The following is a 15,744-nucleotide window of genomic DNA, read 5'->3' as shown; positions in this document are numbered from 1 at the left end:
TCTATGAAACAGATATTTACTGATTTATCACAATGGCTTATCTTGCATCAACAGCACTGGCGTTTTTCTGCTTTTAGCCATGCTTGTAATGGTACACAACCCGACAGTTCGATTGTCGCCCATTTGCAAGAACTTAATGAGCAAGAGATAAGTGATTTCAAACACAACCTGCAAGCCGCCAATGCGTTTTTTTCTCAGTGGTTACCCGATATTGCGCGTCTCCAACACTGGGCACCGACGTCTAATATTGCTACAGAGCACATTGAACAGATCGATGGCATCCCCGGTCGAAAATTGGCTCAGATACATCACTTTTCCCGCTTAGCGACCCGCACCTGTGATAAGCTCCCTTGGTTAGAGTGGTGTGCAGGTAAGGGGTATTTAGGCCAATTCTTGTCGTCGCGAACCTCCCAATCGGTGACCAGCTTGGAGTTTCAAGCGGCCTTGTGTCAGCAAGGTCAGCAACTTGCTCATCAACGCCAGTTGCCAATGACGTTTCATCAATGCGATGTGTTGTCGGCACAATCTAGCCACTATGTCGAGGCTCATCAACATGCGGTGGCGCTTCATGCCTGCGGTGATCTTCATCAAAGATTGATCGAGCTCGCTGTTGAAGCGGGTACTCAAGCCATCTCTATAGCGCCTTGTTGCTATCACTTAACCGCGAGCAACACCTATTTTCCTTTGTCTCGAGTGGCTCAACAGTACGATTTGCGCTTAAATCGTGACGAGTTGCGAATTCCTTTGACCACGACGGTGACGGGGGGAGAGCGGGTTCGCCGTTCACGCCAACAAGAAATGAGTTTTCGCCTCGGGTTGGATCGAGTGTTGCGTGACCACTGTGGTCGAGACAAGTATATTCCTATCCCCAGTATTAAAAAGTCGCTTTTACAACGAGGGTTTGAGGATTTTTGCCGTTGGGCGATAGAGCAAAAAGAACTTCATTTACCCAGCAACGTCGATTGGTTACGTTATCAAGAGATAGGGGAAAAGGCGTTTTGGCAGATGGAGCGGTACGACTTGTTACAACAAGTGTTTAAGCAGCCTTTAGAATGGTGGCTTATCTATGACAAAGCCTTGTACTTGAGTGAGTCAAATTATCAAGTTGATGTGTCCATGTTTTGTGATTACCAAATTACACCAAGAAACTATTTGATTAGAGCACGATTAGTTTGAGTGGTAACAGGGATACATTTATATACAACCTAACGCTTAACAAAAAAGCAATATCATAGAAATACTTAAAATATCAGAATTTTGTACTTGATAAGCGCTGCAGATTGTGGAAAATTTAGGTTTTGGCGTGATTTTCACTGTTTATCAACTGAGATAGAGTTCAATCTTTAGCTGATGAGTTAGGGGAATGGAAACCCTGATACAAGGTCCCATTGTTTGGGCTGGAGTCACTTTGGTATTTTGAGACGAAGTCAACTCAATCGTGATATCACGCTCAAAACGTGATAATAGCGCAGAAAACACCCGATCCTTTGAGGTAAACCACTGCTTGCTAGTCTTGCTCTTCACTTGAGTGGTTAAACGGCTTATCGCTATTCTCGATAGAGGTTCGAAGTGGGCTTTAGATAGGAATGACATCAAAGAGCCGATTTCCGTGCCCTTGTCTTGTGTGTTGTCATTTTCAACCTGTGTTGTTGGAGTCACGTTAGTTGCAGTTGTTATCAAAAAGACAAGCTGCATCATTCGATTAAATATTACGTATCGTGTCGGTACGGATATTTCTATTTGCAAGGAAGTAAAAGGTGGAATAAAAATGGCAGAAAATGAAAAAAAGCCGTCCAAAGATTTAGACCGCATTGACCGTAATATTCTCAATGAATTACAAAAAGACGGTCGAATTTCAAATGTCGAACTGTCTAAGCGTGTCGGTTTGTCTCCGACACCCTGTTTAGAGCGAGTCCGTCGTCTCGAGCGTCAAGGGTATATCAGTGGTTATACTGCATTGCTCAACCCTCAATACCTTGATGCTTCTTTACTCGTGTTTGTTGAAATTACGTTAAACCGCGGCGCCCCTGATGTGTTTGAGCAATTTAATACTGCGGTACAAAAACTCGATGATATTCAAGAGTGCCACCTCGTTTCTGGTGACTTTGATTATCTGTTGAAAACACGGGTGTCTGACATGAGTGCGTACCGCCGATTATTGGGTGATACCTTACTTCGTTTGCCTGGCGTCAATGACACTAGAACGTACGTAGTAATGGAAGAAGTAAAACAAACCAATCATTTAGTTATCAAAACACGTTAATTTACTGTCAATAAAGTGAGGATGTTTGCGCTTTGACCTAGAGTAGATTGGGTTTTTGACAACGATGTGGTTAAATCAATGAAACGTCGAGCGGCTTGCAGCCGCTCGGATTGTTTCTAACGCAAGAAGATTCAACAAAGATATGTTCAAACAGAGCGCAGAAAAAGTACAAACGATAATTAAAACCGGTGAACGTATCGCGACAGCTCGTCTTGATGGGTTTGAACGATTAAAAGAATGCTGTCTCATCATTGGTGTGTTGGGCTCAGTGTTACTGGCGATTTCTCTCATTACGTTCAATCCAGCCGATCCCTCTTGGTCACAAACCTCTTGGGGCGGAAAAATGCATAACGCCGGAGGTATGCTCGGAGCTTGGGTAGCGGATACCTTGTTTTTTGTCTTTGGGTTACTAGCCTATTTGATTCCCGTGCTCTTGATAGCCGGTGCGTGGATTGCCTTTCGCAAACGAAGTGAAGAAGATGAGATCGACTTTATGTTGTGGGGGACACGGTTGTTAGGTGTCTTCGTACTCATACTGACCAGTTGCGGCCTCGCGGATATGAATTTTGATGATATCTGGTATTTCTCATCGGGCGGCGTCGTTGGCGATGTTTTAACGAATTTGTCTTTGCCAACGTTGAATGTACTCGGTACGACGTTAATGCTGTTGTTTCTATGGGGGGCTGGGTTTACGCTACTCACCGGTATTTCCTGGTTGACGATTGTTGAAAAACTGGGCGATTGGGCGATTACTCGCTCAACGGCCTTACTCAATAGATTACGTGGCCAACGCGATGAACATTTAACCCCACAACCCTATGAGGCCGATCAGATTGATCAAGAGACCAGGCTAGGGGAAGCTGAAGACTTTCCTTTACGCGATCCTTTGCTCGACGGCCCCGATGTCACGGCTGAAATGTCTTCTCGGTCCGTTTATTCTGCCGATGAAAGCCCGGCACAACAAACGGAAAATTCTGGCTATACCATTCATATGCCATCTTCTGCCGAGAGCCAAAATCGATCAAGCGATTCTAACCCTAGCTCTCATGAGTCAGACTTAATCACCGCTTCTCGTGTCGAAACACAAGATTGGCAAGAGGAGTCCTTAACCCCGGTCTTTAGCCATAAGCCCAGTCATAGCCGAAGTGAACAGCCGTCTGAATTTTTCGATGATGAGATCGAGTATCAAGGGCCAAGCCTGAGCGATGACATCGACTGGGCAAGCCTTGAGCAAGACTTGGCAAAAGAGCCACGATTTGATGCGACGTCCGAGTCACTGACTCCTGAGGCGTCATCGTCCCCATCGCGTAAAGTACCTCAATCGTTTACTCCTGAGGAGTTAAATGCAACTCAAGAGGTAGGGCAAGAAGAGAGTCAAGAGTATGACAACGAAAACGACAGTGTGTCAGAACACCAGCTCGACGATACTTTGGGCTCTGACGGTCCATCTCAATTGGCGCAATCGCACCGCGTCACGGATTCATCATTGAGTCATGAGCCGATCTCAGATTATGAACCAGAGGAGTCGACTGAGTTAAGTGCGCCGGTATTACCGACAGCGCCTTCCATGCCAACAGACACAAGTCGCTCTGACAGTACAGCGACTCCGGCGAGCTCGTCACCACAAGTCAACCGGGCTGTGAGCCAATCTCCAGAGCCTGAACGTGAAGCGAGCGTTGAGGATAAAGACCTGGCGGCATTTCAATCGATCGTTGCCGAGGCACAAGAGAAAAAAGCGGCGGAGCAAAATCCGTTTCTGGTACAAGATGAGCCAAACTTGCCGGTGCCTGAAGAGCCGTTACCAACGTTGGACTTATTGTATCATCCCGAAAAGCGAGATAACTTTGTCGATAAACAGGCACTCGAAGGCATTGCCAAGTTAGTTGAGTCCAAATTGGCTGATTATAAGATCAAAGCCCAAGTCGTGGGAATTTTCCCAGGTCCTGTGATCACCCGTTTTGAACTTGATTTAGCCCCCGGGGTAAAAGCAAGTCGCATTTCCAGCTTATCGTCGGATTTGGCTCGCTCTTTGTCAGCGATGGCTGTGCGAGTCGTTGAAGTGATCCCTGGCAAGCCCTATGTTGGTTTGGAGCTACCCAATGTGACCCGTGAAACGGTTTACTTGTCAGATGTGGTTAGCAGTGACAGGTTCACCAAAGCGAGTTCACCGACCACAGTGGTACTCGGTCAAGATATTGCCGGTGAAGCGGTTATAGCCGATTTAGCGAAAATGCCTCACGTGCTTGTCGCGGGTACCACAGGCTCAGGTAAGTCTGTCGGTGTCAATGTGATGATTTTAAGCATCTTGTATAAATCGACTCCTGAAGATGTGCGATTTATTATGATCGACCCGAAAATGCTGGAATTGTCGGTATACGAAGGGATCCCTCACTTGTTATCCGAGGTCGTTACGGATATGAAAGACGCAGGCAATGCATTGCGTTGGTGTGTTGGTGAGATGGAGCGTCGCTATAAATTAATGTCAGCGTTAGGCGTGCGTAACGTGAAAGGGTTTAATGAAAAACTCAAGATGGCCGCTGAAGCGGGGCATCCTATCCACGATCCTCTGTGGAAAGAGGGCGACAGTATGGATACAGAAGCGCCATTGCTAGAAAAGCTGCCTTACATTGTTGTGATTGTCGATGAGTTTGCCGATTTGATGATGGTGGTGGGTAAAAAAGTAGAGGAACTCATTGCTCGCTTAGCACAAAAAGCGCGTGCAGCGGGAATTCACTTAGTACTGGCGACACAGAGACCGTCTGTGGATGTGATCACTGGTCTCATCAAAGCCAATATTCCGACTAGAGTGGCGTTTACGGTATCTACCAAAACCGATTCACGCACTATTCTCGATCAAGGCGGTGCGGAATCCCTGTTGGGGATGGGGGACATGTTGTATTTACCACCGGGCTCTAGTCATACCGTTCGTGTTCACGGTGCTTTTGCTTCCGATGATGATGTTCACGCCGTGGTCAATAACTGGAAAGCGCGCGGCAAGCCGAATTACATTGAAGAAATCATCAGTGGTGATCAAGGACCAGAAGCCTTGTTACCTGGTGAGCAAACGGTCGATGAAGACGTTGATCCTCTGTTTGATCAGGTGGTTGAGCACGTGGTTCAATCCCGCCGTGGTTCGGTTTCTGGTGTGCAGCGGCGTTTCAAAATTGGTTATAACCGAGCAGCCCGCATTGTTGAGCAGCTCGAAGCTCAAGGGATTGTCAGCCCACCTGGTCACAACGGCAACCGCGAAGTGTTGGCTCCCCCTCCGGTTGAATAATGAGAAACGGCGTGCTATTGAACCCTTGGTAGCCAAAAATGTCTATCAATAAGTCACCCAATATTTAATAGAAAACAAAAGGTAAACTATGAAAAAATGGTGGTTGTTGTTGCTAGTGAGTACCAGTGCATTAGCCAATCCTCAGCAAGAGCTCAGTAAGCGTTTATCCAGTACTGAGGGATTTAGTGCTCACTTTGACCAACAAGTTATCAGCCCGGAAGGCGATGTCATAATGCAAGGGGAAGGCGAAGTGGATGTGGCAAGACCGAGTCTTTTTCGCTGGCATACTCAAAGCCCTGACGAGACAGTGCTCGTCTCTAATGGTAAGACCTTGTGGTACTACAGTCCTTTTGTTGAGCAGGTGACCTTGTATAACCCTGATCAAGCGACCGCGCAAACGCCATTTATTTTGTTGACGCGCAATCAAGACAGTGATTGGCAGCAGTACCAGGTCTCACAAAAGCAAGACACTTTTACTTTGGTTTCTAAAGAGAAATCTCAATCGGGCAGTCAATATCAAATCACCATTAGTGCGAAAGGACTGGTGGATCAGTTTAAAGTGATTGAACAAGATGGCCAGACCAGTACGTTTGACTTTTCACAGTTTAATAATGGCTACCAGGATACATCGCGATACAACTTTAACGTGCCGAAAGGGGTTGATATTGACGATCAGAGGCAGTAATTCTTGAGTAACTTAAGTTTAGACTTTGGCCAGGCAGACCATCGCCCACTTGCCGCGAGGATGAGACCACAGCGTATCGAACACTATGTCGGTCAGCGTCATATTCTCGCCAAGGGAAAACCACTGCGCCGAGCGCTTGAAGAAGGTCATCTGCACTCGATGATTTTGTGGGGGCCACCTGGCACAGGGAAAACCTCATTGGCGGAATTAGCCGCACAATACGCCAATGCTCAGGTTGAGCGAGTGTCCGCCGTGACCTCTGGGGTAAAAGACATTCGTCAAGCCATTGATAATGCCAAACACAATGCCAGTGTCGGACAAAAAACCATTTTGTTTGTGGATGAAGTTCATCGATTTAACAAGTCTCAGCAAGATGCGTTTTTACCGCATATTGAAGATGGCACGGTCACTTTTATTGGTGCGACGACAGAAAACCCATCATTTGAGCTCAATAATGCATTGTTGTCTCGTGCCCGAGTCTACAAACTTACGTCATTGGAGCAACAAGATATACATCATGCCTTGCAACAAGCGATGACCGATCCTCAACGCGGTTTGGGTAAAATAGAGGCGGATTGTGAAAGTGGCGTGCTAGAAAACTTGGCTAATTTAGTACAAGGTGACGCGCGTATGGCACTTAATTACCTTGAAATGATGTATGACTTCGCTGAGGAAAAGCAAGGCCGGAAACAACTGTCTCTTGATTTATTAGCCCAGGTGAGAGTAGAAAAAAGTGCTCGTTTCGACAACAAAGGCGATGCTTGGTACGACTTGATCTCTGCCGTTCACAAATCGATTCGCGGTTCCGATCCAGATGCGGCTTTGTATTGGGCTGCGCGCATGATAAGCGCGGGTTGCGATCCGCTTTACATCGCTCGTCGCTTATTGGCGATTGCTTCTGAAGACATTGGTAATGCAGATCCAAGGGCTATGGAAGTCGCGTTGAATGCCTGGGATTGTTTTACTCGTGTCGGGCCGGCTGAAGGTGAAAGAGCCATAGCACAAGCGATCGTGTATTTGGCTTGCGCGCCAAAGAGCAACGCTGTGTATGTCGCTTGGAAGCAAGCGCTTAGCGATGCACAAAACTTACCGGATTTTGACGTCCCAGAACATCTGCGAAATGCACCGACCAAATTAATGAAAGACATGGGCTATGGTGAGAGTTATCGCTATGCCCATGATGAACCAGGCGCTTACGCGGCGGGTGAGTGTTACTTTCCACCGCAGATGGCTCAGACCCGTTATTATCATCCCACAGAGCGCGGCCTCGAGGGGAAAATTCAACAAAAATTGGATTACTTGGCGAGTTTAAATACAAAAAGCCCACAAAAGCGCTATGAAAAATAGCCACTTTTGGTTATCTTTGAACGATCTCATCGTCAGTGTGCTCACTGACCCTCACTTCATATTACCAAAGCATAGGATTAATGATGCTGGATTCTAAATTACTTCGTACAGAGCTGGATGAAACGGCGCAAAAATTGGCACGACGAGGTTTTGACCTCGATGTTGACACCATCAGTCAATTGGAAGAAAAACGAAAATCTATTCAAGTTGAAGTTGAGAATCTACAGTCCACTCGCAATGCTATTTCCAAAGAAATTGGGCAGAAGATGGCAGCAGGCGACAAAGAAGGCGCAGAGGCTATTAAACAAAAGATTGGTAACCTAGGCGCTGATCTCGAAGCTAAAAAAGCGCAATTAGCCGAAATTCAAACTCAACTTGAAAGCATTGTCCTTTCTGTGCCCAACTTGCCAGCAGACGATGTACCAGCGGGTCGTGATGAAAACGATAATGTTGAAGTTGCACGTTGGGGTGAGCCTAAAGAATACGATTTTGAAGTCAAAGATCACGTTGATCTTGGCGAAATGGGCGATGGGTTGGACTTTGCAAGTGCAACCAAAATCACTGGTGCGCGTTTTATCGTGATGAAGGGACAATTTGCCCGTTTGCACCGTGCTATTGCTCAATTTATGTTAGACCTACACACGGACGAGCACGGCTATACAGAGATGTACGTGCCTTACTTGGTTAATGCTGATAGTTTGTATGGCACGGGTCAATTACCAAAATTTGGCAAAGACCTGTTTCACACTGAACCATTGATCGAAAAAGTTAACGACGAGGAGCCACGTAAGCTTTCCTTGATCCCGACGGCTGAGGTTCCGTTGACCAACTTAGTGCGCGATACCATCAGTGACGAAGCGGATTTGCCGATCAAAATGACGGCTCACACACCGTGTTTCCGTTCAGAAGCGGGCTCTTACGGCCGGGATACTCGAGGTTTGATTCGTATGCACCAGTTTGACAAGGTGGAACTCGTTCAAATCACGAAGCCAGAAGAGTCTATGGACGCGCTTGAGTCATTGACTTCACACGCAGAAAAAGTGCTTCAATTACTGGAGTTGCCGTATCGAAAAGTCATTTTGTGTACCGGTGATATGGGCTTTGGTGCTTGTAAAACGTATGATTTGGAAGTTTGGGTTCCGGCGCAAAAAACCTATCGCGAGATTTCTTCATGTTCTAACATGTGGGATTTTCAAGCACGTCGTATGCAAGCCCGTTTCCGTCGTAAAGGCGAGAAGAAGCCTGAACTTGTCCATACTCTCAATGGTTCTGGTTTGGCCGTGGGTCGAACTATGGTCGCTATCCTTGAAAACAACCAACAAGCTGATGGGCGTATTGAAATCCCACAAGTATTACACAAATACATGGGTGGTCTTACTCACATTGGTTAAGCGTTGATTTAAAATCATCCGATAACAAATTAATAAGCGAAGGGAATACCTTCGCTTTTTTTTATCTTAAATAAACCGACTATTGCGTATCGCCGATAAAGAATTCAGGGTGATCCAATGCGCTTTCAATAGCGTGATACAGAGTCATTAATTGGTCTGGTTCAATACAATAGGGCGGCATGATATAAATCAAGCGACCAAAGGGCCTTATCCAAACACCGCAATTGACAAAGTGTTGTTGTATTTTAGCCAGGTCGACTCGCTGGTGTGTTTCGACCACTGCAATTGCCCCTAAACACCTTACGGACTTAACTCGTTCACTTTGTTGTAATCTTGGCCAGTGGTGTTTAAAAAAGCGCTCAATGTTTTGGACTTGTTGTTGCCATTTGCCTTCTTGAATCAAAGAAAGGCTCGCACTGGCAACGCGACAAGCCAATGGGTTCGCCATAAAGGTGGGGCCATGCATAAAACAACCAGCTTCACCACTGCACAGCGTATCGGCGACTGCTTTGGTTGTTAACGTGGCGGCCATCGACATGTAGCCTCCGGTCAGTGCTTTGCCTAAACAAAGAATATCGGGTTCGATATCGGCGTGTTGGCAGGCGAACAGTTTGCCAGTACGTCCAAAACCAGTCGCAATTTCATCGGCGATCAACAAGAGCTGATAATGGTCACACAACTCACGCACTTTGCGTAAATAGTGTGGGTGATAAAAGCGCATTCCTCCTGCCCCTTGAACAATTGGCTCAATAATCACCGCAGCAATATCGCGGTGATGTAGGGCAAATTGTTGTTCGATTTCATCGCCATCACTGTCATTCCAAACCGCATCAAATGCCGTATTTGGTGACGAAACAAAGCGGTGCTCAGGAAGAAAACCTTTGTAGATATGATGCATTGAATTATCGGGATCGGTCACCGACATAGCCGCAAAAGTGTCACCGTGATAACCGTGTCTTAGGGTTAAGAACTGATGTCTTGGTTGCCCCTTGCTTTGCCAGTACTGTAACGCCATTTTCAAACTGACTTCGACGGCGACTGAGCCAGAATCGGATAAAAAGACTTTATCTAAATTGTTAGGAGCAAGGTGAAGTAATTGTTTGCACAAGTCTACGGCAGGTTGGTGAGTTAACCCACCAAACATGACATGAGCCATCTGATCGATTTGCTGATGAAGCGCACGGTTGAGTTCGGGGTGATTGTAGCCATGAATCACGGCCCACCAGGAAGACATTCCATCGATCAGTTGTTGGCCATTTTCCAACGTTAGATACACGCCATGCGCACGGGTAACGGGGTAACACGGCAGTGGGTCGAGGGTTGAGGTATAGGGGTGCCAAATATGCTGTTGATCAAAGCTTAAATCAATGTTGCTCATGATATGTCTTGTTGTAAACCATTAATTATAAATTGTGTTGACAGTGTAGCGAACAAAGGTAGACTGACCAAGTAGAAATAACAAAGATACAGAGGGCAGTGTGAAAAATAACCCAAAATGGACCTATCAACAGGTCGACGCCATGATGACGATGCCTTTTATGGATTTGTTGTTTGAAGCGCAGCAAGTTCATCGACAACACCACCTAGCCAACCAAGTTCAAGTTAGCACTTTGCTATCGATTAAGACCGGGGCTTGCCCTGAAGACTGCAAGTATTGCCCGCAAAGTGCTCGTTACCATACCGGGATCGAAAAAGAAAAGTTGATGGAGGTAGAGGCGGTTCTGGCGTCGGCCAAAAAAGCAAAACAGGCGGGTTCAACGCGTTTTTGCATGGGAGCGGCCTGGAAAAACCCCAAGCAGCGCGATATGCCATATTTGGTAAAAATGATCCAAGGTGTGAAAGACATGGGCATGGAGACTTGCATGACACTTGGGATGTTGAGTACTGATCAAGCGCAGCAATTGTCTCAAGCCGGTTTAGATTATTACAATCATAACTTAGATACTTCGGCTGAGTACTACGGCAACATTATTACCACTCGCAGCTATCAAGACCGTTTAGACACTTTGGGCCACGTTCGTGAAGCGGGGATGAAAATCTGCTCTGGCGGTATTATCGGCATGGGAGAAAGTACTCGAGACCGTCAAGGCTTGTTACTCGAGTTGGCCAACTTATCGCCACAGCCAGAAAGTGTACCCATTAATATGTTGGTTAAAGTCAAAGGAACACCACTTGAAGATGCTGAAGATGTCGACAGTTTTGACTTTATTCGTCTCATTGCCATGGCGAGGATCATGATGCCACAATCGGCTGTTCGCCTCTCCGCTGGCCGAGAAACCATGAGTGAAGAAATGCAGGCGTTGTGTTTCCTAGCAGGGGCGAATTCAATCTTCTATGGTTGTAAGTTACTGACCACTCCGAACCCTAGTGAAGATAAAGACTTACAATTGTTTAATCGTTTAGGGATCAATCGACAACACGTGAGTGATAAGCCCGACCAAATACAAACTGAGCTCCTATTGACAAAAATTGCTCAACAGTCACAACCTGAGCCTAGCCCTGACGATTTATTTTACGATGCCACACTTTAAAACTCGAATCATTGAACAATTGGCTAAGCGTTCAGAACAAGGATTGACACGACAATTAGTCGCAAAACTCGCGGGCAATCAAGTCATTTTAGAGCAGGGCGGTCAGCGCTACATCAATTTTTCGAGTAATGATTACTTGGGGCTGGCCAATGAAGCGGCCCTAGTCAGAGCTTGGCAACAAGGCTTGACTTTGTACGGTTGTGGTAGTGCCGCCTCGCCAATCGTCACCGGTTATAGCCCTGCGCATCAAGAGTTAAGTGAGCAATTGTGTGATTGGCTTGGCTATGACTCAGCGGTGTTGTTCAATTCAGGCTTTAGTGCGAATCAGGCGTTATTAATGACGTTGTTGCGGCGCGGTGATGTATGTCTGCAAGATAAACTCAATCACGCTTCTTTGATAGAAGCCTCTTTAGCCACGCCAGCCAAGACACTGCGTTTTCGTCATAATGATACTAAGCACCTCGCTCTATTACTGGATAAAACCGCGCCAGCACCGACTTTATTAATCACTGAAGGCGTGTTTAGTATGGATGGCGATCGCGCCCCGCTGGTTGACATTGAACGGCAACGACAGGCCTATGATGAGGTTGTCACTGTGATTGACGATGCACACGGTATTGGTGTTGTCGGTGAGCAGGGCAAAGGCAGTAGCCATGACATGGGGGTGCGAGCCGACTTTTTGGTGGTCACCTTTGGCAAAGCGTTTGGTTTATCAGGGGCGGCCATTCTTTGCGACCGTACTTACGGTGATTACCTTGTGCAATTTGCCAAACACCATGTGTACTCAACGGCACTACCACCTGCTCAGGCTTATACGCTTACCCATGCGCTTGCGTTGATCAAAAGCCAAGATTGGCGGCGAGATAAGTTGCGTGCCTTGTGCCATCTTTATGATCAACACCTAAACAATGAGGCGGGGTATGTGCATACTGAATCGGCGATCAAACCCTTTTTAATTCCAGACCTCAACCGATTACAAGCCATTGTCAGCCGGTTGCAACAACACGGTTTATGGGTCAGTGCCATCCGTCCGCCAACCGTTCCCCCTAATGGTGGTCGCTTGCGCATTACCCTTACCGCCAATCACACTCGTGAGCAGGTAATGGCGTTGGTGTCATGCCTAAAACTGCATCATTAAGTACAGAGATGAGAATGAAACCTTCAAAAACAATGAACACAGAAGGGCGCACTGATAAGCGGCAACAATCAATTGCTCATTGCTTCAGTCGCGCCGCTGCTCATTACGACCGCCATGCTCACTTTCAGCGTCAAGTTGGGGCGACAGTCATGACGTTACTTCCACAGAGCTTAGTTGGAAAACACGTTGTTGATATTGGCTCCGGCACCGGTTATATGGCCAAGCAATGTATGGCGAGAGGCGCTCGAGTAACGTGTGTCGATTTGTCGATATCAATGCATCAACAGGCAAAACTTAGGTGTGGTGAAAGGCAAGTGGACTACTTGGTCGCCGATGCGGCCTTTTTACCTTTAGTCAACCAAAGTGCTGACTTTGTCGTCTCAAACTTGGCGTTGCAATGGTGTCAGCCGCTTTCGACTTCGCTGGCTGAAATTCAGCGAATCCTCAAGCCAAATGGGCAAGCGCATTTTTCGACCTTGCTGGCAGGATCCCTTTCTGAGTTACGCCAAGCGTATTGCCGTGCCGGTTTAGCTCCCAATATCAATCGCTTTTTGAGCTTTAATCAAGTCAATATTGCGATGGCGCAAGTTGCGACAGGACAATCCCGTTTAAGGTTAGAGAATGTGCAATTAGATTACGAGCGTGTTGTTGATTTACTGCGCGATTTAAAAGGCATTGGTGCAACGTACGTTGAACAGCGTCAACATCAAAATTTAAACCGTAAGACCTTGTCAGGGCTCGAACGTGCATTTGCGCAGCTTTGTTCGTCAAACTCGGGGTTGAATGTCACTTATCAAGTGGGGATTGGGAGTTTTTACAATGAATAATGCTTTTTTTGTCACTGGTACCAATACTGAAGTTGGCAAAACGGTGGCTTCTCAAGCCTTGTTGCAAGCTTTAGCCGCCCAAGGGTGGACAACATGTGGTTACAAACCTGTGGCGGCGGGATGTGACAAGAGTGAGCAAGGCTACCTCAATGATGATGCACTGTCTTTACAGCGCCACTCGACGTGCCGCTTACCCTACCATGAGGTAAACCCTTACGCGCTTGAGATACCCGCATCACCGCATATTTCAGCTCATAGAGCGCAAGAGGTTATCGAACTTCAGCGGTTAACACAGGGGTTACAGACGTTATCTGAAAAAGCCGATTGGGTATTGGTCGAGGGCGCGGGTGGGTGGCATGTCCCGCTCAACGATTCATATTGTTTCTCAGACTGGGTGGCAGAGGTCAAATTGCCGGTGGTGTTAGTAGTTGGTGTTCAGCTTGGCTGTTTGAATCACGCATTACTGACACAGCAAGCGATTTTGGCACAGGGGTTAACCCTTGCCGGTTGGATTGCGAACCGAATTAACCCTGGTTCAGAGTATTACCAAGAAAACCTTCAGTATCTTGAGCGGACAATGAAAGCCCCTAAACTGGGTGAGATACCTTATTTGAGCAGGGAAAAAAGAGCAGACTTGTCGCCTTACATTGATAATTTGGCGCCTTTAGTTGGCCGTTACATGAAATAAATGCCAAGAGCAAGGAGCTTATCGGTGTTAAGATGATCTGCCGCTTATTCGGCGTGCAAGTGGCAGATCATCAGGAGAACTTGATATACCTGGCCAGTTAAATATCATCGGCCAAATGTTCACTCAACTCAGGAGAGAGGCCATTGAGCGTTTCAGGGTTGAGACCGAGTTGATGCTTGGCTTCTTCTTCTGATAAGCCTAAATGACAACACAACAAATCAATGGCCATTTGATAATCTTTAGCTTCTGACATTTTTTTATCCTCATTCCTAGAAGGTATTGGTTAACAAACTATCATCTTTTTTATTACAATCTATACCACCAAAGTCGAATCTTATCTATTTTGTGACCTTCTACTCATCAACACGAAAAGTAAGTGAAAAGTTTCATATTACAGTGACGGTTTGATTGATTACCGTAAGACTTGGGCGGATAGCAGTCCTTTGGGGTTAACCACGTTGTGAAGACATAGCCATTGACGCCATCATTGATTGCGATGGTCATCGCTTGAGTCGCGGGGCATATACGGGGAGTCAAGGAACAGAAATAGGTAAATATGTGTTGCAAATTATTGCTTAGACTTGTTTTTTTATCTGTTTGATCATATCTATGTAGTCAGGAAGCTTCACAACATAGTGAGTGCTTGTTTAAACATGATTTTCTATGAGGAAAAGCAATGAAACGTGTCGTGTTATTTCTCGCCACAAACTTAGCCGTAGTTCTGGTGTTAAGTGTTGTTCTTAACTTAGTCTACGCATTTACAGGCCTTCAACCTGGCAGTTTATCAGGGTTATTAGTCATGGCCGCGCTGTTTGGTTTTGGCGGCTCTTTTATTTCTCTTATGATGTCAAAGGGAATGGCGATACGGTCAGTTGGCGCTGTCGTGATTGAAAGCCCGCGCAATGAAACAGAACACTGGCTTGTACAAACGGTCTCCCAACAAGCCCAAAAGGCGGGTATTGGTATGCCCGACGTTGCCATTTATGATGCCCCTGACATTAATGCCTTTGCCACCGGCGCTAAGCGCGATGATGCTTTGGTTGCCGTGTCTACGGGTTTGCTGCACAACATGAGCCGCGATGAAGCAGAAGCCGTTTTGGCCCATGAAGTCAGTCACATTGCCAACGGTGATATGGTGACCATGACTTTGATGCAAGGGGTCGTTAATACCTTTGTCATTTTCTTATCGCGATTTATTGCCAATATTGTCGCGAATAATGATAACGAAGAAGGTGAAGGCAGCAACTGGATGGTGTACTTTGGTGTTTCTATGGTCCTCGAGTTGGTGTTTGGCTTTTTGGCCAGCTTCATTACGATGTGGTACAGCCGTCGGCGCGAATATTTTGCCGATGCGGGTTCTGCACAGTTAGTCGGTAAGCACAAAATGATCGCGGCGTTAGAAAAACTGAAATTGAGTCAAGAATCCCGCCTAGATGGTACCATGATGGCTTTTGGTATTAATGGTAAATCGACAGTGACAGAACTTTTAATGAGTCACCCTCCGCTTGACAAACGTATTCAAGCCTTGCGTCAATTGTAATACCTTCTTTAGTTCTACCTCTAAAAGCTCAGAATTTCTGAGCTTTTTTTGATCCAT

General features: G+C 46.4%; 13 protein-coding genes. 11 read left to right on the top strand and 2 right to left on the bottom strand.

Translation table 11 applies throughout. From position 1 onward, the window contains the following. Positions 1-3 precede the first annotated feature (3 nt). The 6 genes from AB0763_RS08270 to serS all read left to right on the top strand — a co-directional run bounded on the left by AB0763_RS08270 (position 4) and on the right by serS (position 8,963). Positions 4-1,176, top strand: coding sequence for a methyltransferase (locus AB0763_RS08270; RefSeq protein ID WP_306100281.1), 1,173 nt, complete (start codon positions 4-6; stop codon positions 1,174-1,176). Between the two features lie 592 nt (positions 1,177-1,768). Next, complete coding sequence (lrp, locus tag AB0763_RS08265) at positions 1,769-2,263, top strand: leucine-responsive transcriptional regulator Lrp (RefSeq protein ID WP_306100280.1); 495 nt, start codon at positions 1,769-1,771, stop codon at positions 2,261-2,263. A gap of 142 nt (positions 2,264-2,405) precedes the next feature. Continuing rightward, a complete protein-coding gene (locus tag AB0763_RS08260) occupies positions 2,406-5,540 on the top strand; it encodes a DNA translocase FtsK 4TM domain-containing protein (RefSeq protein WP_306100279.1) in 3,135 nt (1,044 codons plus the stop codon). Between the two features lie 88 nt (positions 5,541-5,628). After that, complete coding sequence (gene lolA, locus AB0763_RS08255; RefSeq protein ID WP_306100278.1) at positions 5,629-6,225, top strand: outer membrane lipoprotein chaperone LolA; 597 nt, start codon at positions 5,629-5,631, stop codon at positions 6,223-6,225. Positions 6,226-6,228: 3 nt separating this feature from the next. Beyond that, complete coding sequence (locus tag AB0763_RS08250) at positions 6,229-7,572, top strand: replication-associated recombination protein A (protein WP_306100276.1); 1,344 nt, start codon at positions 6,229-6,231, stop codon at positions 7,570-7,572. Between the two features lie 83 nt (positions 7,573-7,655). Beyond that, positions 7,656-8,963 (top strand): serine--tRNA ligase, encoded by a 1,308-nt coding sequence (gene serS, locus AB0763_RS08245; RefSeq protein WP_306100514.1) that lies wholly within the window; start codon positions 7,656-7,658, stop codon positions 8,961-8,963. A 79-nt stretch (positions 8,964-9,042) separates the two neighbouring features. Here the strand turns inward: serS and bioA are convergent, their stop codons facing one another. Continuing rightward, positions 9,043-10,332 carry an adenosylmethionine--8-amino-7-oxononanoate transaminase gene (bioA, locus tag AB0763_RS08240; RefSeq protein ID WP_306100513.1) on the bottom strand — a complete coding sequence of 430 codons (1,290 nt, stop codon included), beginning with the start codon at positions 10,330-10,332 and terminating at the stop codon, positions 9,043-9,045. Positions 10,333-10,441: 109 nt separating this feature from the next. Here bioA and bioB point away from each other — a divergent pair, with 109 nt between their 5' ends. The 4 genes from bioB to bioD are packed head-to-tail and all read left to right on the top strand — an operon-like array spanning position 10,442 to position 14,147. Continuing rightward, positions 10,442-11,494, top strand: coding sequence for a biotin synthase BioB (gene bioB, locus AB0763_RS08235; RefSeq protein WP_306100275.1), 1,053 nt, complete (start codon positions 10,442-10,444; stop codon positions 11,492-11,494). Continuing rightward, entirely contained in the window at positions 11,481-12,632 is a 1,152-nt protein-coding gene (locus AB0763_RS08230) for an 8-amino-7-oxononanoate synthase (protein WP_306100274.1), read from the top strand. The genes bioB and AB0763_RS08230 overlap by 14 nt, the downstream gene beginning before the upstream one ends. Before the next feature lie 14 nt (positions 12,633-12,646). Beyond that, positions 12,647-13,459 carry a malonyl-ACP O-methyltransferase BioC gene (gene bioC, locus AB0763_RS08225; RefSeq protein ID WP_306100273.1) on the top strand — a complete coding sequence of 271 codons (813 nt, stop codon included), beginning with the start codon at positions 12,647-12,649 and terminating at the stop codon, positions 13,457-13,459. After that, positions 13,452-14,147 (top strand): dethiobiotin synthase, encoded by a 696-nt coding sequence (gene bioD, locus AB0763_RS08220; protein WP_306100272.1) that lies wholly within the window; start codon positions 13,452-13,454, stop codon positions 14,145-14,147. The genes bioC and bioD overlap by 8 nt, the downstream gene beginning before the upstream one ends. A 97-nt stretch (positions 14,148-14,244) precedes the next feature. Here bioD and AB0763_RS08215 read toward each other — a convergent pair whose 3' ends face one another. After that, positions 14,245-14,400, bottom strand: a complete 156-nt coding sequence (locus AB0763_RS08215; protein WP_306100271.1) for a hypothetical protein — start codon at positions 14,398-14,400, stop codon at positions 14,245-14,247. A 423-nt stretch (positions 14,401-14,823) separates the two neighbouring features. On the opposite strand from AB0763_RS08215, the gene htpX reads away from it, so the two are divergent. Beyond that, positions 14,824-15,687, top strand: a complete 864-nt coding sequence (htpX, locus tag AB0763_RS08210; protein ID WP_306100270.1) for a protease HtpX — start codon at positions 14,824-14,826, stop codon at positions 15,685-15,687. Positions 15,688-15,744: the final 57 nt, after the last annotated feature.

It is taken from the genome of Vibrio sp. HB236076 (assembly GCF_040957575.1).
GTDB lineage: Bacteria > Pseudomonadota > Gammaproteobacteria > Enterobacterales > Vibrionaceae > Vibrio.
This window is presented reverse-complemented; position numbering and strand designations above follow the sequence as displayed.

Coding starts and splice junctions, on each gene's coding strand:
- AB0763_RS08270 (WP_306100281.1), top strand. CDS start 4: ATGAAACAGATATTTACTGATTTATCACAATGGCTTATCTTGCATCAA.
- bioD (WP_306100272.1), top strand. CDS start 13,452: ATGAATAATGCTTTTTTTGTCACTGGTACCAATACTGAAGTTGGCAAA.
- lolA (WP_306100278.1), top strand. CDS start 5,629: ATGAAAAAATGGTGGTTGTTGTTGCTAGTGAGTACCAGTGCATTAGCC.
- AB0763_RS08215 (WP_306100271.1), bottom strand. CDS start 14,400: ATGTCAGAAGCTAAAGATTATCAAATGGCCATTGATTTGTTGTGTTGT.
- AB0763_RS08260 (WP_306100279.1), top strand. CDS start 2,406: ATGTTCAAACAGAGCGCAGAAAAAGTACAAACGATAATTAAAACCGGT.
- lrp (WP_306100280.1), top strand. CDS start 1,769: ATGGCAGAAAATGAAAAAAAGCCGTCCAAAGATTTAGACCGCATTGAC.
- AB0763_RS08230 (WP_306100274.1), top strand. CDS start 11,481: ATGCCACACTTTAAAACTCGAATCATTGAACAATTGGCTAAGCGTTCA.
- htpX (WP_306100270.1), top strand. CDS start 14,824: ATGAAACGTGTCGTGTTATTTCTCGCCACAAACTTAGCCGTAGTTCTG.
- serS (WP_306100514.1), top strand. CDS start 7,656: ATGCTGGATTCTAAATTACTTCGTACAGAGCTGGATGAAACGGCGCAA.
- bioC (WP_306100273.1), top strand. CDS start 12,647: ATGAAACCTTCAAAAACAATGAACACAGAAGGGCGCACTGATAAGCGG.